Below are 25,350 nucleotides of genomic sequence, written 5' to 3' on the forward strand. Positions count from 1 at the left end.
CAAGGCGGTCGCGCGCGCCTATCACAGGCGTTACTGGCCAAAAACAAACGTAGGAGCGAGCACAGCTCGCGATGCGCCGCGCGGGCGGCGCTCGATCTGGCAGACGCCTAAGATGTTCTAACGAGTTTGCCATCTGTCCCAGTACACTTTGCAACTGTTACGGTATCCTCTACCGTCACTGAGCCGTACAAGAACAACGAGCCGCCGCCATGACCAACCTGCTGCTGTACCAGCGTATCGCCCAGCAACTGGCCGATGACATCCGTCGTGGTGTCTACCAGCCAGGCGAGCGGGTACCCTCCGTGCGCAAGATGAGTGCCCAGCTCAATGTCAGTCATGCCACGGTGCTGCAGGCCTATGCCAACCTCGAAGACCAAGGGTTGATCCGCGCGCGGCCACAATCTGGCTACTACGTGCACCAGACACCGGCCCTGACCGCGCAAACCCCGGACATTGCCCGGGTGGAGCGCCCGGGCCTGGTCACCCGTGCCAGCATCATCCAGCAAGTGCTGACCGAGGCGCGCCGTGATGGCGTGTTCCCGTTCGGCGCCGCGGTGCCACATGTCGACTACCTGCCAGTACGTGCCCTGCATCAGCAAATTGCCAAGGTCACCCGCTTTCACAGCCCGCGCGCCTTCAGCTACATGTTCAGCCCCGGTTTCGAGCCGCTGCGCCGGCAGATCGCCATTCGCATGCGCGATGCCGGCGTGCTGGTCGACCCGCGTGAAGTGATCGTGACCCATGGCTGTGTCGATGCCCTGCAAATGTCCCTGCGTGTGTTGACCCGCCCGGGCGATCTGATCGCTGCCGAGTCGCCGACCTATTACGGGTTGCTGCAACTGGCCGATTTGCTGGGCCTGAAAGTGATCGAGATCCCCAGCGATCCATCCACGGGTATCAGCCTTGAAGCCTTGCAGCTGGCGGCTAACCAGTGGTCGATCAAGGCCCTGGTACTTACGGCGCGCCTGAGCAATCCGCTGGGTGGCACGGTCCCTGAGGAGCGGCAAAAGCAGTTGCTGCGTCTGGCGTCAGACTTCGATATTCAGATTATCGAGGACGACATCTATGGCGAGTTGATGTTCGAGCAAGGCAAGACCAAAGCGCTGAAGGCATTCGACCGCCTGGACCGGGTGATCTACTGTTCAAGCTTCTCCAAAACCCTGTCCCCTGGTGTGCGCGTTGGCTGGATGATCGCCGGGCGCTATCAGGACGAAATTCAGCGCCTGCAGACCTTCACCACCCATTCGGCCTGTAGCGTGACGCAGATGGGGGTGGCGGCCTACCTGGAAAATGGCGGTTACGACCGGCACCTGCGCTACATCCGCCAGGAGTATCGCAAGAACCTCAGTGCCTACCAGTTGGCGGTGCAGCAGCACTTCCCCGAGGGTACCCAGATGACCCGGCCCACGGGCGGTTTCATCCTCTGGATAAGCCTGCCCGGGCGGGTCAATACCCAGGAGCTGCATGTGCGGGCGCTGGAGCAAGGCATCAGTATCGCGCCGGGGTTAATATTCAGTAACACAGAACAGTTCAACCACTGCATCCGCCTTAATTGTGGCATCCCGTGGAACAAAGAGGCCGAGCGGGCAGTGATTACGTTGGGTCTACTGGCTCAGCAGTTGTGCAGGGAGCCTGCGCTCACACTTTTGTAAGGCTTGCCAGCCGCCCGTGGAACATGGAGCATACGCACCTTTCTTGCCAGTCTGTCCATTTGCCATGAAAGCTTTGCGCCGTTTTGCCTTGATCTTGTGCCTAGCACCGCTCTGCTACCTGGGCAGCCTAGCCTTGGCTGCGCAGCCGGCAAGCCAGGTGCAGGCAGCCCAGGGCAAAAATGTGCAAAAAAAGGCGCCAGCCAAGCCTGCGCAGAAGCAGGTGGTGAAAAAGGCTGGCAATAGCAAGGCCAAGGCGCACAAGCCGGTCAGCAAAGCGGTCGCCAAACCATTGCCCAAGGCAAAGCTGGACCTCAGCCTGCCAGTCGATATGGTCGACAACCTGGAGCCGAATGTGGGTACCCCGTCGCCCATCCAGCGGCGCAAACCTTTGCTGCCGCCCATGTTTACCGAAAAACCGGAAACCTGCGACAGCCCGTTCCAGCTCAATGGCCGCTTGATCAATAACGAAATGCAGCTGCAGTTGCGTAATGACAGCCGTCATGACGTGGAAGGTGCAGCCATCGATTTCGAGTATCGCCAGTAGCCGGGAACTGACTGCCGGGTCACGGCAAATTTCATCGTGCCAGTAATTTCAAACGCCTGTTTGAGCGGTTACTATCCAGGGACGTTCGTCCCGTTTTGTTCCAGGGAGTCCTGATTTTGGTGAATAACCATGAATTGCCGTGAGGGCTGTGGTGCCTGCTGCATCGCCCCGTCCATCACTTCTGCGATGCCGCGCATGCCCAATGGCAAGCCGGCTGGCGAGCGCTGCCTGCACCTGACGGCTGCCAACCTCTGCGACCTGTTCGGCAAGCCCGAGCGGCCGGCGGTATGTGGCGGCTTCAAGGCAGATGTCGAGGTGTGCGGCAGTGACCGTGACGAGGCAATCAGGATTCTTGGCTGGTGGGAGCAGATGACGGCGGCGTGACAGGCTGGATCTTCGACAACAAGGATAAACATGATGAGATCGTTCAAGCGTATTGCACTGCTGTGTGGCGTGGGTGTTCTGCTGTCGCCTGCGGCCTGGGCCGAAAACTGGCAGGTGGCCAAGGACGAGGAGGGGATCAAGATATCCCTCAGCGAAGTGGCTGGTTCCAAGTACAAGGCCTATCAGGGCGTCACCGTGATCAAAGCACCGCTGGCCAAGGTGCAGGCGTTGCAGGAAGACGCGGTCGGGGCCTGTGCATGGATTCATGAGTGCAAGTCGCAGAAGCTGCTCAAGCATGAGGGTGACCAGAGCTGGACCTACACCCAGTTCAATACGCCATGGCCGGTGACGCCGCGTGATTCGATCTTGCTTGTGACGACTGTCAAGGGGGCGGACGGCAGCCTGGTGCGGAACCTGAAGGAAGAACCGACCTATCTACCGGAAGAGAAGGGCTTTGTGCGGGTAGCCAAGGTTGAGGGCTTCTGGAAGCTGGTGCCCAAGGGCGACAGCACGGAAGTGACCTACCAGGTGCACACCGAGCCGGGTGGTAGCGTGCCGGCGATGGTGGCCAACAAGTTCGTGGTGGATGCGCCTTTCAATACCCTGAAAGGGCTGCGCGAGCGGGCTGAGAAAAACTGAGGTTTAACGCGGGGCTCCCGCAAGGGTCGAGCTGCGGCCATCAGGACGCCTGGAATAAAAAAGGCTGCCCAAGGGCAGCCTTTTTGCGTTCGGCTAAAAAGCTTACTTGCGGTCTTTCAGTGCAGTGATGTCGCGTTTTTGCTCGCCGGTGTACAGCTGGCGCGGACGGCCGATCTTGTACGGGCTGGAGAGCATTTCTTTCCAGTGCGAGATCCAGCCCACGGTACGTGCCAGGGCGAAGATCACGGTGAACATGCTGGTCGGAATGCCGATTGCCTTGAGGATGATACCCGAGTAGAAGTCGACGTTCGGGTACAGCGAGCGCTCGATGAAGTACGGATCGGTCAGGGCGATCTCTTCGAGGCGCATGGCCAGTTCCAGCTGCGGGTCGTTCTTGATGCCCAGCTCGCGCAGGACTTCGTCGCAGGTCTGCTTCATCACGGTGGCGCGCGGGTCGCGGTTCTTGTACACGCGGTGACCGAAGCCCATCAGCTTGAACGGGTCGTTCTTGTCCTTGGCCTTGGCGATGAACGTGTCGATGTTCGAGACATCGCCGATTTCATCGAGCATGGTCAGGACGGCTTCGTTCGCACCGCCGTGGGCCGGGCCCCACAGTGCGGCGATACCGGCGGCGATACAGGCGAACGGGTTGGCACCCGACGAGCCGGCCAGGCGGACGGTGGAAGTGGAGGCGTTCTGCTCGTGGTCGGCGTGGAGGATGAAGATCCGGTCCATTGCCTTGGCCAGCACCGGGCTGATCGGTTTGATCTCGCACGGGGTGTTGAACATCATGTGCAGGAAGTTTTCCGCGTACGACAGGTCGTTGCGCGGGTACATCATCGGCTGGCCCATGGAGTACTTGTAAACCATCGCGGCCAGGGTCGGCATCTTGGCGACCAGGCGCACCGCGGAGATTTCGCGGTGTTGCGGGTTATTGATATCCAGGGAGTCGTGATAGAACGCCGACAGGGCGCCGACTACGCCGCACATCACCGCCATTGGGTGGGCGTCGCGGCGGAAGCCGTTGAAGAAGGACTTCAGCTGCTCGTGAACCATGGTGTGGTTCTTCACGGTGCTGACGAACTGGGCCTTCTGCTCGGCATTCGGCAGTTCGCCGTTGAGCAGCAGGTAGCAGGTTTCGAGGTAGTCGGATTGCTCGGCGAGTTGCTCGATCGGGTAGCCGCGGTGCAGCAGGATACCTTTGTCGCCGTCAATGTAGGTGATCTTCGACTCGCACGAGGCAGTCGCCATGAAACCAGGGTCGAAGGTGAAGTGACCAGTGGCCCCCAACCCGCGGACGTCGATTACATCAGGACCAACGGTGCCGGTTAAAATGGGCAGCTCGACGGGGGCAGCGCCCTCGATGACCAACTGCGCTTTTTTGTCAGCCATGTGGCCTCCTATTAATGCTAGAAATCATCAGACAGACCCCCCACGCAGGGCCCGCACCACTATAGAGGGATAAATTCAGATGTCAATTTGCCTAAAGGCTTGTTGAATCAGGCATTCAAGCCTGATTTTTCCCGAAATTCTCGCCCATTTACGCCTTTTGTTCGTTAAAGGCAATGCGCTATTTGGGCTACCCCGTCACGTTGTCATAAGCAGCCTAACTGTCTATACTCGGCACCCGACCGCCAGGGGCTTGCAAGCCCGAACTGCTGGGGGTCGCCGTTCCCTGGGTGGTGGGTACCTGACCAGTACACTTACCAACAACTTTGCCCTGATTCGCTAGGGGCTCTTCAGTGTGAAAAAAGCCGTGAAAAGCCAACGACCTGTAAACCTAGACCTAAGGACCATCAAGCTCCCTGTCACTGCGTACACGTCCATCCTGCACCGTATCTCCGGCGTCATCCTGTTCATCGGCCTTGCCATCATGCTTTATGCACTGGGCAAATCGCTGGGTTCCGAGGAAGGCTTCGGTGAGGTGAAGGCGTGTCTGACCAGCCCGCTGGCCAAATTCGTGACCTGGGGCCTGCTGTCTGCCCTGCTTTATCACCTCGTGGCAGGTGTTCGTCACCTGATCATGGACATGGGCATCGGTGAGACGCTGGAAGGCGGCAAGCTGGGCTCGAAAATCGTGATCGTCATCTCCGTGGTGCTGATCGTTCTGGTGGGAGTTTGGGTATGGTAACCAATGTCACGAACCTGTCGCGTTCGGGCCTCTATGACTGGATGGCGCAGCGCGTTTCTGCGGTCGTTCTCGCGGCTTACTTCCTCTTCCTGATCGGCTACGTGATCGCCCACCCAGGCATCGACTACACCCAGTGGCATGGTCTGTTCTCCAACAACGCGATGCGGATCTTCAGTCTGCTGGCCCTCGTTGCCCTGGGCGCTCACGCCTGGGTCGGCATGTGGACCATTGCAACCGACTACCTGACGCCTATGTCGTTCGGCAAGTCGGCAACTGCGATTCGTTTCCTGTTCCAGGCGGTATGCGGCGTTGCGATGTTCGCTTACTTCGTCTGGGGTGTGCAGATTCTCTGGGGTATCTGATCCATGGCTAGCATTCCAACCATTTCCTTCGACGCCATCATCATCGGTGGCGGCGGCGCCGGCATGCGTGCTGCGCTGCAACTGGCTCAAGGCGGCCACAAGACTGCCGTAGTCACCAAGGTCTTCCCGACCCGTTCGCACACCGTATCCGCCCAGGGCGGCATCACCTGCGCCATCGCTTCGGCCGACCCGAACGACGACTGGCGCTGGCACATGTACGATACCGTCAAGGGTTCCGACTACATCGGTGACCAGGACGCTATCGAATACATGTGTCAGGAAGGCCCGGCTGCGGTCTTCGAGCTGGACCACATGGGCCTGCCGTTCTCGCGTACCGAAACCGGTCGCATCTACCAGCGTCCGTTCGGTGGCCAGTCCAAGGACTTCGGTAAAGGTGGCCAGGCCGCCCGTACCTGTGCCGCTTCCGACCGTACCGGTCACGCGCTGCTGCACACCCTGTACCAGGGCAACCTGAAAGCCGGTACCACCTTCCTCAACGAGTACTATGCCGTTGACCTGGTGAAGAACCAGGAAGGCGCCTTTGTCGGTGTGATCGCGATCTGCATCGAAACCGGCGAAACCATGTACATCAAGTCCAAGGCCACCGTTCTGGCCACTGGCGGTGCGGGCCGTATCTACTCCTCCACCACCAACGCCCTGATCAATACCGGTGACGGTATCGGCATGGCCCTGCGTGCCGGTGTACCGGTGCAGGACATCGAGATGTGGCAGTTCCACCCGACCGGCATCGCCGGCGCCGGTGTACTGGTCACCGAGGGTTGCCGCGGTGAAGGTGGTTACCTGATCAACGCCCACGGCGAGCGCTTCATGGAGCGTTACGCGCCGAACGCGAAAGACCTGGCCGGCCGCGACGTGGTTGCCCGTTCCATGGTCAAGGAAATCATCGCCGGCAACGGCGTGGGCCCGAACAAGGACCACGTACTGCTGAAGCTGGACCACCTGGGCGAGGAAGTGCTGCACAGCCGCCTGCCAGGTATCTGCGAACTGTCCAAGACCTTCGCCCACGTCGACCCGGTCGTCGCGCCGGTGCCGGTCGTTCCGACCTGCCACTACATGATGGGCGGCGTTGCCACCAACATTCATGGCCAGGCCATCACCATGGACGAAGAAGGCAAGGATCACATCATCCCTGGCCTGTTCGCCGTAGGTGAAGTGGCGTGCGTATCGGTTCACGGTGCCAACCGCCTGGGCGGCAACTCGCTGCTCGACCTGGTGGTGTTCGGCCGTGCTGCCGGCCTGCACCTGGAGAAGGCGCTGAGCGATGGCATCGAGCATCTCGACGCCAGCGACACCGACATCGAAGTTGCCCTGAACCGCCTGAACAAGCTCAACGAGCGCTCCACTGGCGAAGACGTTGCCAGCCTCAAGCGCGAACTGCAGAGCTGCATGCAGAACTACTTCGGTGTATTCCGTACTGGCGAATACATGCAGAAGGGTATCGAGCAGCTGGCCGGCCTGCGTGACCGCATCGCCAACGTCAAGATCAACGACAAGTCCCAGGCCTTCAACACCGCGCGTATCGAAGCGCTGGAGCTGCAGAACCTGCTGGAAGTCGCCGAAGCTACCGCCATCGCGGCCGAAGCCCGTAAAGAGTCCCGCGGCGCTCACGCCCGTGAAGACTTCGAAGACCGTGACGACGAAAACTGGCTGTGCCACACCCTGTACTACCCGGGTGAGAAGCGCGTTGCCAAGCGTGGCGTCAACTTTGCGCCGAAGACCGTTCCGGCCTTCGAGCCAAAAATCCGGACTTACTAAGGGTGGCTGCTATGTTGAAAGTCGAAGTTTATCGTTACAACCCCGACACCGACTCGGCGCCCAAGATGGAGTCGTTCGACGTCGATACCGGCGGCAAGGACCTGATGGTTCTCGATGTATTGGCGCTGATCAAGGAAAAGGACGAGGGTTTCTCGTACCGTCGCTCCTGCCGTGAAGGCGTGTGCGGTTCCGATGGCATGAACATGAACGGCAAGAACGGCCTGGCCTGCATCACCCCGCTGTCGGGCGTGGTCAAGGGCAACAAGCTGGTTCTGCGCCCGCTGCCGGGCCTGCCGGTTATTCGTGACCTGGTCGTCGACATGAGCATCTTCTACAAGCAGTACGAGAAGGTGAAACCATTCCTGCAGAACGACACGCCGGCCCCGGCCATCGAGCGTCTGCAGTCGCCTGAAGAACGTGACAAGCTGGACGGCCTGTACGAGTGCATCCTGTGCGCTTGCTGCTCGACTTCCTGCCCGTCGTTCTGGTGGAACCCGGACAAGTTCCTGGGCCCCGCCGCACTGCTGCAGGCCTACCGCTTCCTGGCCGACAGCCGTGACACCAAGACTCAGGAGCGCCTGGCGTCCCTGGATGACCCGTTCAGCGTATTCCGCTGCCGCGGGATCATGAACTGCGTAAACGTTTGCCCGAAAGGTCTGAACCCGACCAAGGCAATCGGTCACGTACGTAACATGCTGCTGCAAAGCGGCACCTGATACAAAGTGTTGTAACTGCAGTAAGCCGAGGTGCGGGCGCTGAGCCCGCACTGAGGTAAAACCCGAACAAGGGCCCAAAAAGCCCGCGTTCATACCTATGAAGATATGAGACCAGCAGGGGCTTTCCGGGCTGGTACCCGGAAAATCAGCAGGATCCAAGTGGCGTGGTTCAGTCGCTTTATTCGGACTTTTCCAGGTTTGCTGTGGCTCTCGCCGATCAGTCCCCTAATCGAGGGTGACCAAGCATGCAAGAAAGCGTGATGCAGCGCATGTGGGATAGCGCCCACCTTTCAGGTGGTAACGCTGCATATGTGGAAGAGCTCTACGAGCTCTACCTGCACGACCCTAACGCTGTGCCAGAAGAGTGGCGCACTTACTTCCAGAAGTTGCCAGCCGACGGCAGCACCGCTACTGATGTATCGCACTCGACAATCCGCGACCATTTCGTACTGCTGGCAAAGAACCAGCGCCGCGCCCAACCGGTATCCGCCGGGAGCGTGAGCAGTGAACACGAGAAGAAGCAGGTTGAAGTTCTGCGACTGATCCAGGCCTATCGTATGCGCGGCCATCAGGCTGCCAAGCTTGACCCGTTGGGGTTGTGGCAGCGTCCAGCGCCCGTAGACCTGTCGATCAATCACTACGGCTTGACCAATGCCGATCTTGATACGACCTTCCGTGCCGGCGACCTGTTCATCGGCAAAGAGGAGGCGAGCCTACGCGACATCTTCGATGCACTCCAGAAGACATATTGTCGCACCATTGGCGCCGAATTCACCCACATCGTCGATTCCGAGCAGCGCAGCTGGTTCCAGCAGCGTCTGGAAAGCGTGCGCGGTCGTCCGGAGTTTTCCGCTGACGTGCAGGCTCACCTGCTCGAGCGCGTGACCGCCGGTGAGGGCCTGGAAAAGTACCTGGGCACCAAGTACCCGGGCACCAAGCGCTTCGGCCTTGAAGGCGGCGAGAGCCTGATCCCGATGCTGGATGAAATGATCCAGCGTTCCGGTTCTTACGGCACCAAGGAAGTCGTGATCGGCATGGCCCACCGTGGCCGCCTGAACGTACTGGTGAACACCTTCGGCAAGAACCCGCGCGAGTTGTTCGACGAGTTCGAAGGCAAGAAGATGAACGAGCTGGGCTCCGGTGACGTGAAGTATCACCAGGGCTTCTCCTCGAACGTGATGACCACCGGTGGCGAAGTTCACCTGGCCATGGCGTTCAACCCGTCCCACCTGGAAATCGTCTCGCCAGTGGTTGAAGGTTCGGTGCGCGCCCGTCAGGACCGTCGCAACGACACCGTCGGCGACAAGGTACTGCCGATCTCGATCCACGGCGACGCAGCATTCGCCGGCCAGGGCGTGGTCATGGAAACCTTCCAGATGTCGCAGACCCGCGGTTTCAAGACCGGCGGTACCGTGCACATCGTGATCAACAACCAGGTTGGTTTCACCATCAGCAACCCGCTGGACGCGCGCTCCACCGAGTACGCCACCGACGTTGCCAAGATGATCCAGGCGCCGATCCTGCACGTGAACGGCGATGACCCGGAAGCAGTGCTGTTCGTCACCCAGCTGGCCATCGATTACCGCATGCAGTTCAAGCGTGACGTGGTCATCGACCTGGTCTGCTACCGTCGTCGCGGCCACAACGAGGCTGACGAACCCAACGGCACCCAGCCGCTGATGTACCAGCAGATCAGCAAGCAGCGCACTACCCGTGAGCTGTATGCCGAGGCGCTGATCCAGGCCGGTCGTATCGACGCCGAGCGCGCTCAGGCCAAGATCGACGAGTACCGCAACGCGCTGGACAATGGCCTGCACGTTGTGAAAAGCCTGGTCAAGGAACCGAACCGCGAGCTGTTCGTCGACTGGCGTCCGTACCTGGGCCACGCCTGGACTGCGCGTCACGACACCCGCTTCGACCTCAAGACCCTGCAAGACCTGTCGGCCAAGCTGCTGGAACTGCCAGAAGGCTTCGTCGTTCAGCGTCAGGTCTCGAAGATTTACGAAGATCGCCAGAAGATGCAGGCCGGTGGCTTGCCGATCAACTGGGGTTATGCAGAGACCATGGCCTACGCCACCCTGCAGTTCGAAGGTCACCCGATCCGCATGACCGGCCAGGACATCGGCCGTGGCACCTTCTCGCACCGTCACGCGGTGTTGCACAACCAGAAGGACGCCAGCACCTACATTCCGCTGCAGAACCTGTTCCCGGGCCAGCCGCGCTTCGACCTGTACGACTCCTTCCTGTCGGAAGAAGCGGTGCTGGCCTTCGAATACGGCTATTCCACCACCACGCCGAACGCGCTGGTGATCTGGGAAGCCCAGTTCGGCGACTTCGCCAACGGTGCGCAAGTGGTGATCGACCAGTTCATCACCAGCGGTGAGCACAAGTGGGGCCGCCTGTGCGGTCTGACCATGCTGCTGCCACACGGTTACGAAGGGCAGGGCCCGGAGCACTCCTCCGCGCGTCTGGAGCGTTACCTGCAGCTGTGCGCCGAGCACAACATCCAGGTCTGCGTACCGACCACTCCGGCACAGATCTACCACCTGCTGCGTCGCCAGGTCATCCGCCCGCTGCGCAAGCCGCTGGTAGTCCTGACGCCTAAGTCGCTGCTGCGCCACAAGCTGGCCATCTCGACCCTGGAAGAACTGGCAGAAGGCTCGTTCCAGACCGTGATCCCGGAAATCGATGCAATCGATCCGGCCAAGGTCGAGCGCCTGGTGCTGTGCAGCGGCAAGGTTTACTACGACCTGCTGGAAAAACGCCGTGCCGAAGGCCGCGAAGACATCGCCATCCTGCGTCTCGAGCAGCTGTACCCGTTCCCGGAAGACGACCTGGTCGAAATCCTGGCGCAATACAGCAACCTCAAGCACGCCGTCTGGTGCCAGGAAGAGCCGATGAACCAGGGCGCCTGGTACAGCAGCCAGCACCACATGCGCCGTATCCTGGGCCGCCACAACAAGGCACTGGTCCTGGAATACGCCGGTCGCGACGCGTCTGCCGCACCAGCCTGTGGTTACGCTTCGAAGCACGCCGAACAGCAGGAAAAACTGCTGCAAGACGCCTTCACTGTCTAACGCCTTCGCGCACCTGAAACCGAATTTAAGGAAACACAGATAATGGCTATCGAGATCAAAGCCCCAACCTTCCCGGAATCGGTTGCCGATGGCACCGTTGCCACCTGGCACAAGAAGCCGGGCGACGCCGTCAAGCGTGACGAGCTGATCGTCGACATCGAGACCGACAAGGTTGTCCTGGAAGTACTGGCTACCGCCGATGGCGTGCTGGGCGACATCGTCAAGGGCGAGGGCGACACCGTCCTGTCCGACGAACTGCTGGGCTCGATCGTTGAAGGCGGTGCTGCCGCAGCTCCTGCCGCCGCAGCCGCTCCTGCTGCTGCTCCGGCTGCCGCTGCCGCCGATGCTGGCGAAGATGACCCGGTTGCCGCCCCGGCCGCCCGCAAGCTGGCTGAAGAAAACGGCATCGACCTGGCTACCGTTGCCGGTACCGGTAAAGGCGGTCGCGTCACCAAGGAAGACGTGGTTGCTGCTGTTGCCAACAAGAAGTCGGCGCCTGCCGCTGCCCCGGCTGCCAAGCCTGCCGCTGCTGCTGCCCCGGTTGTCGTCGCTGCTGGCGACCGCACCGAGAAGCGCGTGCCGATGACCCGCCTGCGTGCCAAGATCGCCGAGCGTCTGGTCGAAGCCCAGTCCAACATGGCGATGCTGACCACCTTCAACGAAGTGGACATGACCGAAGTCATGGCCCTGCGTTCGAAGTACAAGGACCTGTTCGAGAAGACCCACAATGGCGTGCGCCTGGGCTTCATGTCGTTCTTCGTCAAGGCCGCTACCGAAGCCCTGAAACGCTTCCCGGCGGTCAACGCCTCGATCGACGGCAACGACATCGTCTACCACGGCTTCGCCGACGTCGGCGTTGCCGTGTCCAGCGACCGTGGCCTGGTGGTACCGGTACTGCGTAACGCCGAATCGATGAGCCTGGCTGAAATCGAGAACGGCATCGCCACCTTCGGCAAGAAGGCCCGTGACGGCAAGCTGTCCATCGAAGAGATGACCGGTGGCACCTTCACCATCACCAACGGTGGTACCTTCGGTTCGATGATGTCGACCCCGATCGTCAACCCGCCGCAGGCCGCCATCCTCGGCATGCACAACATCATCCAGCGCCCGATGGCCATCAATGGCCAAGTCGTGATTCGCCCGATGATGTACCTGGCGCTGTCGTACGATCACCGCCTGATCGACGGCAAGGAAGCGGTAACCTTCCTGGTCACTATCAAGAACCTGCTGGAAGATCCGTCCCGCCTGCTGCTGGACATCTAACCCTCTGGCTGCGTACCGTGCCGGCCCTGGCTTCGCGAGAAGCCATGCCGCGCGGTTCGCGGCTTGTAGCTAGTTGCTGATAAGGAATCTTTTATGACCCAGAAATTCGACGTAGTGGTGATTGGTGCAGGTCCTGGCGGCTATGTAGCTGCCATCAAGGCTGCCCAACTTGGTCTGAAGACTGCCTGTATCGAGAAGTACACTGACGCCGAGGGCAAGCTGGCCCTGGGCGGCACCTGCCTGAACGTAGGTTGCATTCCTTCCAAGGCGCTGCTGGACAGCTCCTGGAAGTACAAGGAAGCCAAAGAGAGCTTCAACGTCCACGGTATCTCCACTGGCGAAGTGAAGATGGACGTCGCCGCGATGGTTGGCCGCAAGGCTGGCATCGTCAAGAACCTGACCGGTGGCGTTGCCACTCTGTTCAAGGCCAACGGCGTTACTTCGATCCAGGGCCACGGCAAGCTGCTGGCTGGCAAGAAAGTCGAAGTCACCAAGGCTGACGGCACCACCGAAGTCATCGAAGCCGACAACGTGATCCTGGCTTCCGGCTCGCGCCCGATCGACATTCCACCGGCTCCGGTCGACCAGAACGTCATCGTCGACTCCACCGGCGCCCTGGAATTCCAGACCGTACCGAAGCGCCTGGGCGTTATCGGTGCCGGCGTGATCGGCCTGGAGCTGGGCTCGGTATGGGCTCGCCTGGGTGCTGAAGTCACCGTCCTGGAAGCCCTGGACACCTTCCTGATGGCTGCCGACACTGCCGTGTCGAAAGAAGCCCAGAAGACCCTGACCAAGCAAGGCCTGGACATCAAGCTGGGCGCTCGGGTTACCGGCTCGAAAGTCAACGGCAACGAAGTCGAAGTGACCTACACCAACGCCGAAGGCGAGCAGAAGATCACCTTCGACAAGCTGATCGTTGCGGTCGGCCGTCGCCCTGTAACCACCGACCTGCTGGCTTCCGACAGCGGCGTGACCATCGACGAGCGTGGCTACATCTTCGTCGACGATCACTGCGCCACCAGCGTTCCGGGCGTGTTCGCCATCGGTGACGTGGTACGCGGCATGATGCTGGCCCACAAGGCGTCGGAAGAGGGCATCATGGTTGTCGAGCGCATCAAGGGTCACAAGGCTCAGATGAACTACGACCTGATCCCGTCGGTTATCTACACCCACCCGGAAATTGCATGGGTCGGCAAGACCGAACAGTCCTTGAAGGCCGAGGGTGTTGAGGTTAACGTAGGCACCTTCCCGTTCGCGGCCAGCGGCCGTGCGATGGCAGCCAACGACACCGGTGGTTTCGTCAAGGTCATCGCCGATGCCAAGACCGACCGCGTTCTGGGTGTACACGTGATTGGCCCATCGGCTGCCGAACTGGTGCAGCAGGGTGCAATCGCAATGGAATTCGGCACCAGTGCCGAGGATCTGGGCATGATGGTCTTCAGCCATCCAACCCTGTCCGAAGCGTTGCATGAAGCAGCGCTGGCGGTGAATGGCGGCGCCATTCACGTGGCCAACCGTAAGAAGCGTTAATTATAAGAAACCACGGCGGGCAGCCCGTCGTGAGTCTTGCGTGCATGACTCACCGCGGAACGTCCGCCGGACCGGATCACACGGGAAAACCCGGGGTCAACGGTCACAGGTGGTGCGGCGCCAGTAATGGCGCAGCGCCGAAGCGCAGTACCTAACGAAGACGGTAAAAAGCATGAATCTTCACGAGTATCAGGGTAAGCAGCTGTTCGCTGAATACGGCCTGCCAGTTTCCAAGGGTTTCGCAGTCGATACCCCTGAAGCTGCAGCAGAAGCTTGCGACAAGATCGGCGGTTCCGAGTGGGTTGTAAAAGCCCAGGTTCACGCAGGTGGTCGCGGTAAAGCGGGCGGCGTCAAGCTGGTTCGCAGCAAGGAAGACGCCAAGGCGTTCGCTGCGCAATGGTTGGGCAAGCGCCTGGTAACCTACCAGACCGACGCCAACGGTCAGCCAGTGACCAAGATCCTGGTCGAATCCTGCACTGACATCGCCAAAGAGCTGTACCTGGGCGCTGTAGTCGATCGCTCGAGCCGCCGTATCGTGTTCATGGCCTCCACCGAAGGTGGCGTGGACATCGAGAAAGTCGCTCACGAAACTCCTGAGAAGATCATCAAGGCTACTATCGATCCACTGGTCGGCGCTCAGCCGTTCCAGGGTCGTGAACTGGCATTCCAGCTGGGTCTGGAAGGCAAGCAAGTTGCACAGTTCGCCAAGATTTTCGTAGGCCTGGCCAAGCTGTTCAAAGAACACGACCTGGCCCTGCTGGAAGTCAACCCGCTGGTCATCAAGGCCGACGGCGACCTGCACTGCCTGGATGCGAAGATCAACATCGACGCAAACGCCATGTACCGTCAGCCTAAGCTGAAAACCTTCCACGACCCGTCGCAGGACGATCCTCGTGAAGCCCACGCTGCCAGCTTCGAGCTGAACTACGTGGCCCTGGAAGGCAACATCGGCTGCATGGTCAACGGTGCCGGCCTGGCCATGGGTACCATGGACATCGTCAACCTGCATGGCGGCAAGCCAGCCAACTTCCTCGACGTTGGCGGCGGTGCTACCAAAGAGCGCGTTACCGAAGCCTTCAAGATCATTCTGTCCGACAGCAATGTCGCGGCCGTTCTGGTCAACATCTTCGGCGGCATCGTTCGTTGCGACATGATTGCCGAAGGCATCATCGGTGCAGTGAAAGAAGTCGGCGTTAAAGTTCCGGTTGTGGTTCGCCTCGAAGGCAACAACGCCGAACTGGGCGCTAAAGTACTGGCAGAAAGCGGTTTGAACATCATTGCGGCAACCAGCCTGACCGACGCTGCTCAACAAGTTGTCAAAGCTGCGGAGGGCAAGTAATGAGCGTCCTGATCAATAAAGACACCAAAGTCATCTGCCAGGGCTTCACCGGCTCGCAGGGTACTTTCCACTCCGAACAAGCCATCGCCTACGGCACCAAGATGGTCGGCGGCGTAACCCCAGGCAAGGGTGGCACCACCCACCTGGGCCTGCCGGTGTTCAACACCGTCAAGGAAGCCGTGGAAGCTACCGGCGCTGACGCTTCGGTCATCTACGTACCTGCTCCGTTCTGCAAAGACTCGATCCTGGAAGCTGCCTTCGGCGGCATCAAGCTGATCGTCTGCATCACCGAAGGCATTCCTACCCTGGACATGCTGGATGCCAAGGTCAAGTGCGACGAGCTGGGCGTGACCCTGATCGGCCCTAACTGCCCAGGTGTCATCACCCCGGGCGAGTGCAAGATCGGTATCATGCCAGGCCACATCCACCTGCCAGGCAAGGTCGGTATCGTTTCGCGCTCCGGCACTCTGACCTACGAAGCTGTGAAGCAGACCACCGACGCCGGCTTCGGCCAGTCGACCTGCGTCGGCATCGGCGGTGACCCGATCCCGGGCTCCAACTTCATCGACATCCTGAAGCTGTTCCAGGAAGACCCGAAGACCGAAGCGATCGTGATGATCGGTGAGATCGGCGGTTCGGCTGAAGAAGAAGCCGCGGCCTACATCAAGGCCCACGTGACCAAGCCAGTCGTTTCCTACATCGCCGGTGTTACTGCACCTGCGGGCAAGCGCATGGGCCACGCTGGCGCCATCATTTCTGGCGGCAAAGGCACTGCGGACGAGAAGTTCGCCGCCCTGCAGGACGCTGGTGTGAAGACCGTGCGTTCGCTGGCTGACATCGGCAAGGCCCTGGCCGAGCTGACTGGCTGGGAAGCCAAGAAGTAATACTGCTACACCCCCCACGCGCACAGAGGCCACCTTCGGGTGGCCTTTGTCGTTGTTGCGCCGGGTATTTTATCGACATGGAACATTCGATAGTTCCTATCAGGTTTTTCCACCAGACATTCACGCTAATTGGCAATAAATTATCGCTTGGCACAGATATCCAGACGACAAACATGTACGCACATCGGACAAGCAGCACTGTAACAGTGCGTTTGTCGGGTAAAACGGTTAATCTACGCGCCACTCTGTGCCCGCTCCCCAAAAGGGAACGACACGCTAAACGGGTCTGGCCTATCAAGCCGGGCAGCATTTCCCTCACCCCTGGGGAAATCCCTTCTCGAATCCCGATTTCAGCAGTGTGGTACTACCTTAAATGAAAGTTCTCAAAGGCCAGGATATCCTGGCGCTTGGCTTTATGACGTTTGCGCTTTTCGTTGGCGCGGGCAATATCATCTTCCCGCCTATCGTCGGTCTGCAGTCCGGCCCGCACGTCTGGATGGCAGCACTAGGCTTCCTGGTGACCGCCGTGGGTCTGCCGGTCATCACCGTGGTCGCCCTGGCCAAGGTCGGTGGCGGCATGGATGCCCTGAGCAGCCCGATCGGCAAATTCTTCGGCGGCCTGCTGGCGGCTGTGTGCTACCTGTCGGTCGGCCCGCTGTTCGCCACCCCGCGTACGGCGACCGTGTCGTTCGAAGTAGGTGTTGCACCGCTGACCGGTGAAAGCCCGTTGGCGCTGTTCATCTACAGCCTGGTGTACTTCGCCGTGGTGCTGGCCGTGTCCATGTACCCGGGCAAGCTGCTCGACACCGTCGGCCGCTTCCTGGCACCGTTGAAGATCATCGCCTTGGCCGTGCTGGGCATCGCTGCCTTCGCGCTGCCGGCCGGGACCATTGGTGAAGCACAGCCGGCCTATGCCGCCGCCGCGTTCTCCAAGGGCTTCTCCGATGGCTACCTGACCATGGATACCCTGGGTGCCCTGGTGTTCGGTATCGTCATCGTCAACGCCATCCGCTCGCGCGGTGTCACGTCGCCGAAGCTGATCACCCGCTACGCCATCATCGCCGGCCTGATCGCCGGTGTCGGCCTGGCCCTGGTGTACATCAGCCTGTTCCGCTTGGGTGCCGGCAGCCACGATATCGCGGCTGACGCTACCAACGGTGCGGCGGTACTGCATGCCTACGTGCAGCACACCTTCGGCTCGCTGGGCAGCGGCTTCCTCGCCGTACTCATCGCCCTGGCTTGCCTGGTGACTGCGGTTGGCCTGACCTGCGCCTGTGCCGAGTACTTCAGCCAGATCTTGCCGCTGTCGTACCGTGCGCTGGTAGTGATCCTGGCAGGCTCCTCGCTGCTGATCTCCAACCTGGGACTGACCAAGCTGATCATGTTCTCGATCCCGGTACTCACCGCCATCTACCCACCCTGCATCGTGGTGGTCGGCCTGAGCTTCGTGAAAGACCTGTGGAACTCGCCGACCCGCATCCTGGCGCCGGTGATGCTGGTGTCGCTTTTGTTCGGCATGGTCGACGCAATCAAGGGCAGCAGCATTGCCCACGTGCTGCCGGACTTCATGGCGCACTTGCCGCTGAGCGACCAGGGCCTTGCCTGGTTGGTGCCTTCGGTGGTGACCCTGGTTGGTGCCGTGGCCTGCGACCGCATGCTTGGCAAGCCGCGCGAGGCGCTGGCCTGACCTGAAAAGTTGAAGCCTGAGGGCGGCACCGGCCACAAGCCGAAGGGTGCTCGCCAAGGGCCAAGACTCGAAAGCCCCGTATCCGAAAGGATGCGGGGCTTTTTTTGGGCAACCCCTTTGCCCTGCGTTCTTACAGCTGATTGCGCCAGCCATGCAGATTTCGCTGTGCAGCTGTGTCTTTTGCCGCTTGCCAGCGTCGAAACCTGATCCCTATCCTCTAGGCATCTGGCCCTTTCGGGAACCCTGCATGAACTTCATCCAAAGCAACCTCAACAACCTGCTGGCTATCGCCTGGTTTGCCCTGTGCTGGGGTGGCTATACCCGCTATGCCATCTGGAAGGGCCGCGACACCGCGTGCCTTGCCAGCGTGTTGCACCTGTACCGTGAGGACTGGATGCGCCGCATGCTGCTGCGCGACAACCGTATCGCCGATGCCAGCGTGATCGGCAACCTCGAACGCAACGCGTCGTTCTTTGCCTCCAGCACGCTGATCATCCTCGCCGGCATCCTTACCGTGCTCGGTGCCTCCGACCGGGCGCTGTCGCTGCTGGCCGACTTGCCGCTGGTGCAGCAGACCTCCCAGGGCATGTCGGAGATCAAGCTGCTGTGCCTGGCCACGGTCTTCGTCTATGCGTTTTTCACGTTCAGCTGGTGCATGCGCCAATACAACTTTGCAGCGGTGCTGGTGGGTTCGGCGCCCATGATCGGGGAGCGGCTGGTCAACGAACTGGAGCGCAAGGCATTCGCCTCGCGGGCGGCGCGGGTATTGTCACTTGCCGCCAACCAGTTCAACCTGGGCCTGCGTTCGTATTACTTCGGCATGGCCATGTTGAGCTGGTTCATCAGCCCGTGGTTGTTCATGGCCATGAGCGTGGGGGTAGTGTTGATTCTCTACCGGCGCGAGTTCCATTCGGATGTGCTGGATGTGATGGTGTTCACGCCCACGGAAAGTGTGCCGGGTGAACCGGCCCGGGAAAGTACGGCCACGGGTAACTGAAACGTTTAATCCGTAAACTGCAGATATAAAAAAACCCGACAGTGTCGGGTTTTTTGTTTTAGCCAATTACTGCTTGGCAGGTTCTGCCGGAGCAGTTCCTGGCGCAGGGGCGGCCGGCGCGGCTTCTTCGGCAGCCTTCTGCTCGGCTTCAGCCTGATCTTTGGCGGCTTCAGCGTTTTCCTTGGCGGCTTCGTTCATTTTATCCTGAGCTTCGCCCGCTTTCTCCTGGGCTTGCTCGGCGTGTTGCTGTGCGTCCTGGGCTTTGTCCTCGCTCGCTTTATCGCAAGCGGCCAGGCCCATGGCAGCGGCCAGCATCAGAGCAAAAGCAAAAGGTTTACGCATGGGTGTGTTTCTCCTTGGTGGAATAAGTGACTTGTTCCTTCGAGTCTAACTACGCGGAATAAGTTCCACGAAGATTACAGATATATAACGCCCCGTTCTATATGGACTTTTTAACATTTTTATGCCGCTGCGGCAGTGCGGGTGGAAACAGCGAATGAGCGATTCAACCTTGATGGCCATGGCCGAGCGTTTTCTCTCGGCCCTTAAACATTGCCAGTTGCTGAACATGCGTGTGGCCCAGGCGGATACCAATGGCATGACCTTGGTATTGCCCTGGTCGCCGGCCATTGTCGGCAACCCGCAAACGGGCGCGGTACATGGCGGGGCGTTGACCACGCTGATGGATACCACCTGCGGCATGGCCACCCTGTGCGTGCTGCCGCGCTTCGAGGTGTGCCCTACACTGGATCTGCGCATCGACTACATGCACCCGGCCGAAGCCGGCAAGGACATCTACGGCCACGCCCAGTGCTACCGGGTTACCCGCGACGTGATCTTCACCCGTGGCACCGCCTACCAGGACGACCCCGACCAGCCGATCTGCCAAGTGGTGGGGACCTTCATGCGCCTGGGCCAGGAGATCAAGGGCGGTATCCGGTTCGGCAATGACCTGAAGGAGGGCGGCGCATGATTCCGTACGCGGTTCGCCAGCAACTCAACGCCGCCCACGCGGTCGGTGATTACCGGCCATTGCTGGCACTGATTCCCTACGCAGGGCTGATTGGCATCGAATGCGAGCGCCACGGCGATGACCTTCTGTTCCGCCTCCCAGCCAACCCCGACAACATCGGCAACCCGTTGCTGCCTGCCATCCATGGTGGTGTGATTGCGGGTTTCATGGAGCTGTCCGCCGCGCTGTACCTGCGGATCTACAGCGAAAGCGCGAGTATCCCGAAGGTCATCGATTTTTCCATCGACTACCTGCGCGCCGGGCATTTTCGCGATACCTACGCCCAATGCCAGCTGTGGCGCCAGGGCCGCCGGGTGACCAATGTGGCCGTCACCGCCTGGCAGGGCGACAGGCAGGCGCCAATTGCCACTGCCCGAGCGCATTTCAAGATCGAGCCGGAAAAGCCCTTGAAATCATCCGGGCAGCCCCCATCTGAATGACATCCGCCGTTAACGCAGGCCGAGCCGGCCGCCAGGCGCCACTGCAATCAGATCGGAGTTTCGAAGACCATGACTGTGGAAACACAAAAGGAAACGCTGGGCTTCCAGACCGAGGTGAAGCAACTGCTGCACCTCATGATTCATTCGCTGTACTCGAACAAGGAAATCTTCCTGCGGGAACTGATTTCCAACGCCTCCGACGCCGTGGACAAACTGCGTTTCGAAGCCCTGGCCAAGCCAGAGCTGCTTGAAGGTGGCGATGAGCTGAAAATTCGCCTGAGCTTCGACAAGGATGCCGGTACCGTTACCCTTGAGGACAACGGCATCGGCATGAGCCGCGAAGATGTCATCGCTCACCTTGGCACTATCGCCAAGTCCGGCACCGCCGACTTCATGAAGAACCTCACCGGTGACCAGAAGAAGGACTCGCATCTGATCGGTCAGTTCGGTGTGGGCTTCTACTCCGCGTTCATCGTGGCCGACAAGGTCGATGTGTACAGCCGTCGCGCCGGTCAGCCTGCTGCCGAAGGCGTGCACTGGTCGTCGAAAGGCGAGGGCGAATTTGAAGTCGCCACCATCGACAAGCCACAGCGCGGTACCCGCATCGTCCTGCACCTGAAGCAGGAAGAGAAAGAGTTCGCCGATGGCTGGCGCCTGCGCAATGTGGTCAAGAAGTACTCCGACCACATCGCCCTGCCTATTCAGCTGCCGAAGGAGCAGGCTGCCGCCGAAGGCGAAGAGCAGCCAGCCGAAGAGTGGGAAACCGTCAACCGTGCCAGCGCCCTGTGGACCCGTCCGCGTACCGAGATCAAGGACGAGGAATACCAGGAGTTCTACAAGCACATCGGCCATGACTTCGAAAACCCGCTGGCTTGGAGCCACAACAAGGTCGAAGGCAAGCTCGAATACAACTCGCTGCTGTACGTCCCGGCCCGTGCACCGTTCGACCTGTACCAGCGCGAAGCGTCGCGCGGCCTGAAGCTGTACGTGCAGCGCGTGTTCATCATGGAACAGGCCGAATCGTTCCTGCCGCTGTACCTGCGCTTCATCAAAGGTGTGGTCGACTCCAACGACCTGTCGCTGAACGTGTCCCGCGAAATCCTGCAGAAAGACCCGATCATCGAGTCGATGAAGACCGCGCTGACCAAGCGCGTGCTGGACATGCTGGAGAAGCTCGCGAAGAACGAACCCGAGCAGTACAAGGGCTTCTGGAAAAACTTCGGCCAGGTGCTGAAGGAGGGCCCGGCCGAAGATTTCGCCAACAAAGAGAAGATCGCCGGCCTGCTGCGCTTCGCCTCCACCCACGACGACAGCGGCGAGCAGAGCGTTGCCCTGGCCGACTACCTGGCTCGCGCCAAGGAAGGCCAGGACAAGATCTACTACCTCACCGGCGAGTCGTACGCGCAGGTCAAGAACAGCCCGCACCTGGAAGTCTTCCGCAAGAAAGGCATCGAAGTGCTGCTGCTGACCGACCGTATCGACGAGTGGCTGATGAGCTACCTCAACGAGTTCGACGGCAAGGCTTTCGTCGACGTCGCCCGTGGCGACCTGGACCTGGGCAACCTGGATTCGGAAGAAGACAAGAAAGCCCAGGAAGAAGTCGCCAAGAACAAGGAAGGCCTGGTCGAGCGCCTGAAAGGCGCGCTGGGTGACAGCGTGGCCGACGTGCGCGTGTCGCACCGCCTGACCGACTCGCCGGCGATCCTGGCCATTGGCGAGCAGGACCTGGGCTTGCAGATGCGCCAGATTCTGGAGGCCAGCGGGCAGAAAGTACCGGAGTCCAAGCCGATCTTCGAGTTCAACCCAAGCCACCCGCTGATCGAGAAACTGGACAACGAGCAGAGCGAAGACCGCTTCGCCGAGCTGTCGCACATTCTGTTTGATCAGGCGGCCCTGGCGGCCGGTGACAGCTTGAAGGACCCGGCGGCCTACGTTCGTCGCCTGAACAAGCTGCTGGTAGAGCTGTCTGTTTAAGTTGATGTAAAGGAAAGCCCGCCTCGGCGGGCTTTTTTCATGGCGGGCTTTTTATCGAAAGTGCCTAAGGAGTGCTTGATGAGCAAGGTAATCGTCGAATCGCTGGTTTATCACCTGTCCGGCAAGGCTTACGAAAGCCGCCTGGTCTATGAGCCAGGGGCGCTGGGCCGCCCAGGCCTGGTAATGGCGCCGAACTGGATGGGCATTGGCGAAGGTGCCGAGCGCATCGCCAAGGAAGTGGCCGAGAAGGGTTATGTGGTGCTGATTGCCGACCTGTATGGCCAATCGGTGCGCCCGTCCAATGCCGACGAGGCCGGTGCGGCGATGATGCCGCTGAAAAACGACCGTGGCGAGTTGCGCAAGCGTATGCAGGAAGCCCTGGCGCAACTGCTGGGGCAGTCGAAGGCGCTGCTGGAGCCTGGCAAGGTTGCCACGTTCGGCTTCTGCTTCGGTGGCTGTTGTGCCCTGGAGCTTGCTCGTAGTGGTGCCGACCTGCGTGCGGCGGTGTCGTTCCATGGCACCCTGGACACCCCGAAGCCTGAAGATGGCAAGCACATCAAGGGCTCGGTGCTGGTGTTGCATGGTGCATCCGACCCGTTGGTGCCGAAAGAGCAGTTGCCAGCGTTCGAGGAGGAGATGAACGCGGCCAAGGTCGACTGGCAGTTGCTGAGCTATGGCGGGGCGGTGCACTCGTTTACCGACCCGAATGCCAATGTGCCGGGCAAGATGCAGTATGACCGCCGCACCTCGGAACGGGCTTTCCGTGCGATGCACAACCTGCTGACAGAAGTGTTCCAGCGCTGATATAGCAGGGGGCGCCTTGCGCCCCATCGCCGGCAAGCCGGCTCCCACTGGCACAGCGTACGCCGCTCTTTGTGGGAGCTGGCTTGCCGGCGATTGGGCTGCACAGCAGCCCCGAAATTACCGGGGCAACTCGATCCTTGAAGTTTCCCCCGGGACCACCGGCCAATCCCCCGCAGCCCACCGTGCCCTGGCTTGCTCGATCAGTTCCGGGTCGCTTGCCACGAAATTCCAGTTCATTCGCCGCGGCCCATCCAGTGGCTCCCCGCCAATCAGTACCAACTGGCACTCTGCGTCCGCATACAGCGTCACGTCCTCGCCCTCCGGCAGCACCACCAGGCTGCAAGGCTCCACATCCTCATCGCCCAGCAGCAACTCGCCATCCAGCAGGTAAAGCGCCCGCTGCTCGTGTTCAGCCGGTATCAGCAGCGTCGTCGCCGGTTGCATCTGTACGTGCGCATAAAGGGTAGGGGAGAGCACCGGCACCGGTGACTCCAGGCAGAACCCGGTGCCAGCAATCATGCAGATGCGTACCCCCAGGTGGTCACTCACCGGCAGGCTCGCCGCCGGGTGGTGGCTGTAGCTCGCCGGGCCTTGTTCGTGCGCGCGCGGCGAAGCCAGCCACACTTGCAAGCCGTGCAGGCGCGAACCATGGGCCAGGGCATCTGCCGGCGTACGCTCGACATGGGCCACGCCGCTGCCAGCCGTCATCCAGCTGACATCGCCGGGGAGCACCCGCTGCTCTGAGCCGAGGCTGTCCTTGTGCAGGATCGCCCCCTCGAACAGGTAGGTCAGGGTCGACAGGCCGATGTGCGGGTGCTGGCGGATGTCCATGCCATGCCCCGGGGCATAGTCGGTTTCGAGCATATGGTCGAAGAACACGAACGGGCCGACGCTACGGCACTGTGCTGCCGGCAGCGGGCGCAGGATCGGCTGGCCCTCGACCGATTCGGCACGTGGGCGGATGATCAGGGGGCTGCTCATGGGGTGGGCTCCAGGCGCGGTGGAAATGCCTCAAGCATAGCGGTTTGCCTGGTGCGGCTGAACCGTATCGTTTGCCGGCCGGTCTACTGTTTCCATACCCGTAGAAGGAAGCTGCCCATGATTGCCCGAGCGCTGGCCTGCGTGTTGCTGTCTGGCTGGCTGTGCCAGGCGGCACAGGCACGCGACTACCGCTACAGCGATGCCCACCTGCACTACGTCGACTTCTTCCAGGAGAGCGAAGGCATGCCGGCGTTGCTAAAGGCCATGGATGCCGCAGGCATCGAGCAGTCGATGATTTCCGGCATACCGGTGGCCAAGAAATGGCATGAAGACGAGCCCAAGCGCCCGCGTTATTACGCCGGTGACGATGCCGATGCCTACTGGTACAGCGCCACCGATACGTACGTGGCGGCCGCCCTGCAGCAGTTGCCGATAGAGCAGCGCAAACGCTTTCATCCGTTCCTGACGGGTTTCAACCCGGTGGACAAGAACGCTGTCAGCCATATCGAGCGCATGCTCGATATGTACCCGGGGCTGTGGGAGGGAATCGGCGAGGTTTTCACCCGCCACGATGACCTGACAGCGCTGACCAGTGGCGACACGCCGCGCGCCAACAACGAAGCCATGACGCGCATTTACCATCTGGCGGCCGAGCGGGACCTGCCGGTACTGCTGCATTCCAATATCACTTCAAAACGCGAGCGTAACCCGCTGTACCTGGCAGAGATCGAAGAGCCGCTGCGCAATCACCCGCACACGCGGTTCATCTGGGCGCACGCCGGCAGCAGCATGGAGATCCACCGGCACCAGACGCAGATGGACTTTTTGCTCCCGGTGCTGACGCGGTTGCTGGAGGATTACCCGAATCTGTATGTCGACCTGTCGTGGAGTGTGCTGCAGCCCTATCTGCTGGATGACAAGGGCGTGCCGCGCAAGGCCTGGGTGGCATTGGTCGAGAAATACCCGGAGCGGTTCATGCTGGGGTCGGATGTGGTGGGGCGCTTTGGCAGCCTGGGGGAGCAGATGCACGGGTTCAGGCCGTTTCTGGATGCTTTGCCTGAGAATGTGGCGAACAAAGTAGCCCGCGATAACTTTCTGGCTGTACTGCCCAGGCGAAAATAAGGGTTGCCTGGACTGGCCCTATCGCCGGCCCAGGCT

23 protein-coding genes are annotated in these 25,350 nt (G+C 60.6%); 20 read left to right on the forward strand and 3 right to left on the reverse strand.

Annotated features, from left to right (window positions below; all coding sequences use genetic code 11):
- Positions 1-209 precede the first annotated feature (209 nt).
- The 4 genes from ACN6NG_RS07575 (at position 210) to ACN6NG_RS07590 (ending at position 3,219) form a co-directional block, all read left to right on the forward strand.
- Positions 210-1,652, forward strand: a complete 1,443-nt coding sequence (locus ACN6NG_RS07575; protein WP_016498688.1) for an aminotransferase-like domain-containing protein — start codon at positions 210-212, stop codon at positions 1,650-1,652.
- Between the two features lie 64 nt (positions 1,653-1,716).
- The gene (locus ACN6NG_RS07580) at positions 1,717-2,196 is read left to right on the forward strand and encodes a hypothetical protein (RefSeq protein ID WP_474313384.1); all 480 of its coding nucleotides are present in this window, start codon (positions 1,717-1,719) and stop codon (positions 2,194-2,196) included.
- A gap of 129 nt (positions 2,197-2,325) precedes the next feature.
- On the forward strand, positions 2,326-2,580 hold the full coding sequence (locus ACN6NG_RS07585; protein WP_009684718.1) for a YkgJ family cysteine cluster protein: 255 nt from the start codon (positions 2,326-2,328) through the stop codon (positions 2,578-2,580).
- A gap of 33 nt (positions 2,581-2,613) precedes the next feature.
- On the forward strand, positions 2,614-3,219 hold the full coding sequence (locus ACN6NG_RS07590; RefSeq protein ID WP_353457436.1) for an START domain-containing protein: 606 nt from the start codon (positions 2,614-2,616) through the stop codon (positions 3,217-3,219).
- A 102-nt stretch (positions 3,220-3,321) separates the two neighbouring features.
- Here ACN6NG_RS07590 and gltA read toward each other — a convergent pair whose 3' ends face one another.
- Positions 3,322-4,611 carry a citrate synthase gene (gltA, locus tag ACN6NG_RS07595; protein WP_016488282.1) on the reverse strand — a complete coding sequence of 430 codons (1,290 nt, stop codon included), beginning with the start codon at positions 4,609-4,611 and terminating at the stop codon, positions 3,322-3,324.
- Between the two features lie 352 nt (positions 4,612-4,963).
- Here gltA and sdhC point away from each other — a divergent pair, with 352 nt between their 5' ends.
- From sdhC to ACN6NG_RS07650, 11 genes are all read left to right on the forward strand, one after another.
- The gene (gene sdhC / locus ACN6NG_RS07600) at positions 4,964-5,350 is read left to right on the forward strand and encodes a succinate dehydrogenase, cytochrome b556 subunit (protein WP_008091902.1); all 387 of its coding nucleotides are present in this window, start codon (positions 4,964-4,966) and stop codon (positions 5,348-5,350) included.
- The gene (sdhD, locus tag ACN6NG_RS07605; RefSeq protein ID WP_016498691.1) at positions 5,344-5,712 is read left to right on the forward strand and encodes a succinate dehydrogenase, hydrophobic membrane anchor protein; all 369 of its coding nucleotides are present in this window, start codon (positions 5,344-5,346) and stop codon (positions 5,710-5,712) included. Before sdhC ends, sdhD begins: the two co-directional genes overlap by 7 nt.
- Before the next feature lie 3 nt (positions 5,713-5,715).
- The gene (sdhA, locus tag ACN6NG_RS07610; RefSeq protein WP_016498692.1) at positions 5,716-7,488 is read left to right on the forward strand and encodes a succinate dehydrogenase flavoprotein subunit; all 1,773 of its coding nucleotides are present in this window, start codon (positions 5,716-5,718) and stop codon (positions 7,486-7,488) included.
- Positions 7,489-7,499: 11 nt separating this feature from the next.
- Complete coding sequence (locus ACN6NG_RS07615) at positions 7,500-8,204, forward strand: succinate dehydrogenase iron-sulfur subunit (RefSeq protein ID WP_008091906.1); 705 nt, start codon at positions 7,500-7,502, stop codon at positions 8,202-8,204.
- Positions 8,205-8,449: 245 nt separating this feature from the next.
- Complete coding sequence (locus ACN6NG_RS07620) at positions 8,450-11,281, forward strand: 2-oxoglutarate dehydrogenase E1 component (protein WP_016498693.1); 2,832 nt, start codon at positions 8,450-8,452, stop codon at positions 11,279-11,281.
- Between the two features lie 42 nt (positions 11,282-11,323).
- On the forward strand, positions 11,324-12,544 hold the full coding sequence (gene odhB / locus ACN6NG_RS07625; protein ID WP_059395944.1) for a 2-oxoglutarate dehydrogenase complex dihydrolipoyllysine-residue succinyltransferase: 1,221 nt from the start codon (positions 11,324-11,326) through the stop codon (positions 12,542-12,544).
- Between the two features lie 93 nt (positions 12,545-12,637).
- A complete protein-coding gene (gene lpdA, locus ACN6NG_RS07630; protein ID WP_019472037.1) occupies positions 12,638-14,074 on the forward strand; it encodes a dihydrolipoyl dehydrogenase in 1,437 nt (478 codons plus the stop codon).
- A gap of 172 nt (positions 14,075-14,246) precedes the next feature.
- Positions 14,247-15,413, forward strand: coding sequence for an ADP-forming succinate--CoA ligase subunit beta (gene sucC, locus ACN6NG_RS07635; protein WP_008091914.1), 1,167 nt, complete (start codon positions 14,247-14,249; stop codon positions 15,411-15,413).
- The gene (gene sucD, locus ACN6NG_RS07640; protein WP_003254203.1) at positions 15,413-16,297 is read left to right on the forward strand and encodes a succinate--CoA ligase subunit alpha; all 885 of its coding nucleotides are present in this window, start codon (positions 15,413-15,415) and stop codon (positions 16,295-16,297) included. Before sucC ends, sucD begins: the two co-directional genes overlap by 1 nt.
- A gap of 373 nt (positions 16,298-16,670) precedes the next feature.
- Entirely contained in the window at positions 16,671-17,984 is a 1,314-nt protein-coding gene (gene brnQ, locus ACN6NG_RS07645; RefSeq protein WP_016498696.1) for a branched-chain amino acid transport system II carrier protein, read from the forward strand.
- A 247-nt stretch (positions 17,985-18,231) separates the two neighbouring features.
- The gene (locus tag ACN6NG_RS07650) at positions 18,232-18,981 is read left to right on the forward strand and encodes a DUF599 domain-containing protein (RefSeq protein ID WP_063424499.1); all 750 of its coding nucleotides are present in this window, start codon (positions 18,232-18,234) and stop codon (positions 18,979-18,981) included.
- Positions 18,982-19,047: 66 nt separating this feature from the next.
- Here the strand turns inward: ACN6NG_RS07650 and ACN6NG_RS07655 are convergent, their stop codons facing one another.
- Positions 19,048-19,323, reverse strand: coding sequence for a hypothetical protein (locus ACN6NG_RS07655; RefSeq protein WP_049276001.1), 276 nt, complete (start codon positions 19,321-19,323; stop codon positions 19,048-19,050).
- Positions 19,324-19,477: 154 nt separating this feature from the next.
- Between ACN6NG_RS07655 and ACN6NG_RS07660 the strand changes: the two genes are divergently transcribed.
- From ACN6NG_RS07660 to ACN6NG_RS07675, 4 genes are all read left to right on the forward strand, one after another.
- Entirely contained in the window at positions 19,478-19,954 is a 477-nt protein-coding gene (locus tag ACN6NG_RS07660) for a PaaI family thioesterase (RefSeq protein WP_063424497.1), read from the forward strand.
- Positions 19,951-20,433, forward strand: a complete 483-nt coding sequence (locus ACN6NG_RS07665) for a PaaI family thioesterase (protein WP_474313390.1) — start codon at positions 19,951-19,953, stop codon at positions 20,431-20,433. Before ACN6NG_RS07660 ends, ACN6NG_RS07665 begins: the two co-directional genes overlap by 4 nt.
- Before the next feature lie 69 nt (positions 20,434-20,502).
- Positions 20,503-22,407 carry a molecular chaperone HtpG gene (gene htpG, locus ACN6NG_RS07670; protein WP_197898428.1) on the forward strand — a complete coding sequence of 635 codons (1,905 nt, stop codon included), beginning with the start codon at positions 20,503-20,505 and terminating at the stop codon, positions 22,405-22,407.
- A 78-nt stretch (positions 22,408-22,485) separates the two neighbouring features.
- Complete coding sequence (locus tag ACN6NG_RS07675) at positions 22,486-23,211, forward strand: dienelactone hydrolase family protein (RefSeq protein WP_016498702.1); 726 nt, start codon at positions 22,486-22,488, stop codon at positions 23,209-23,211.
- Positions 23,212-23,328: 117 nt separating this feature from the next.
- On the opposite strand, the gene ACN6NG_RS07680 is transcribed toward ACN6NG_RS07675, so the two are convergent.
- Positions 23,329-24,192 (reverse strand): pirin family protein, encoded by an 864-nt coding sequence (locus ACN6NG_RS07680; protein WP_174371959.1) that lies wholly within the window; start codon positions 24,190-24,192, stop codon positions 23,329-23,331.
- Between the two features lie 117 nt (positions 24,193-24,309).
- Between ACN6NG_RS07680 and ACN6NG_RS07685 the strand changes: the two genes are divergently transcribed.
- Entirely contained in the window at positions 24,310-25,314 is a 1,005-nt protein-coding gene (locus tag ACN6NG_RS07685) for an amidohydrolase family protein (RefSeq protein WP_063424489.1), read from the forward strand.
- The last annotated feature ends 36 nt before the right edge of the window (positions 25,315-25,350 follow it).

This window comes from Pseudomonas sp. TSO6, assembly GCF_056098905.1.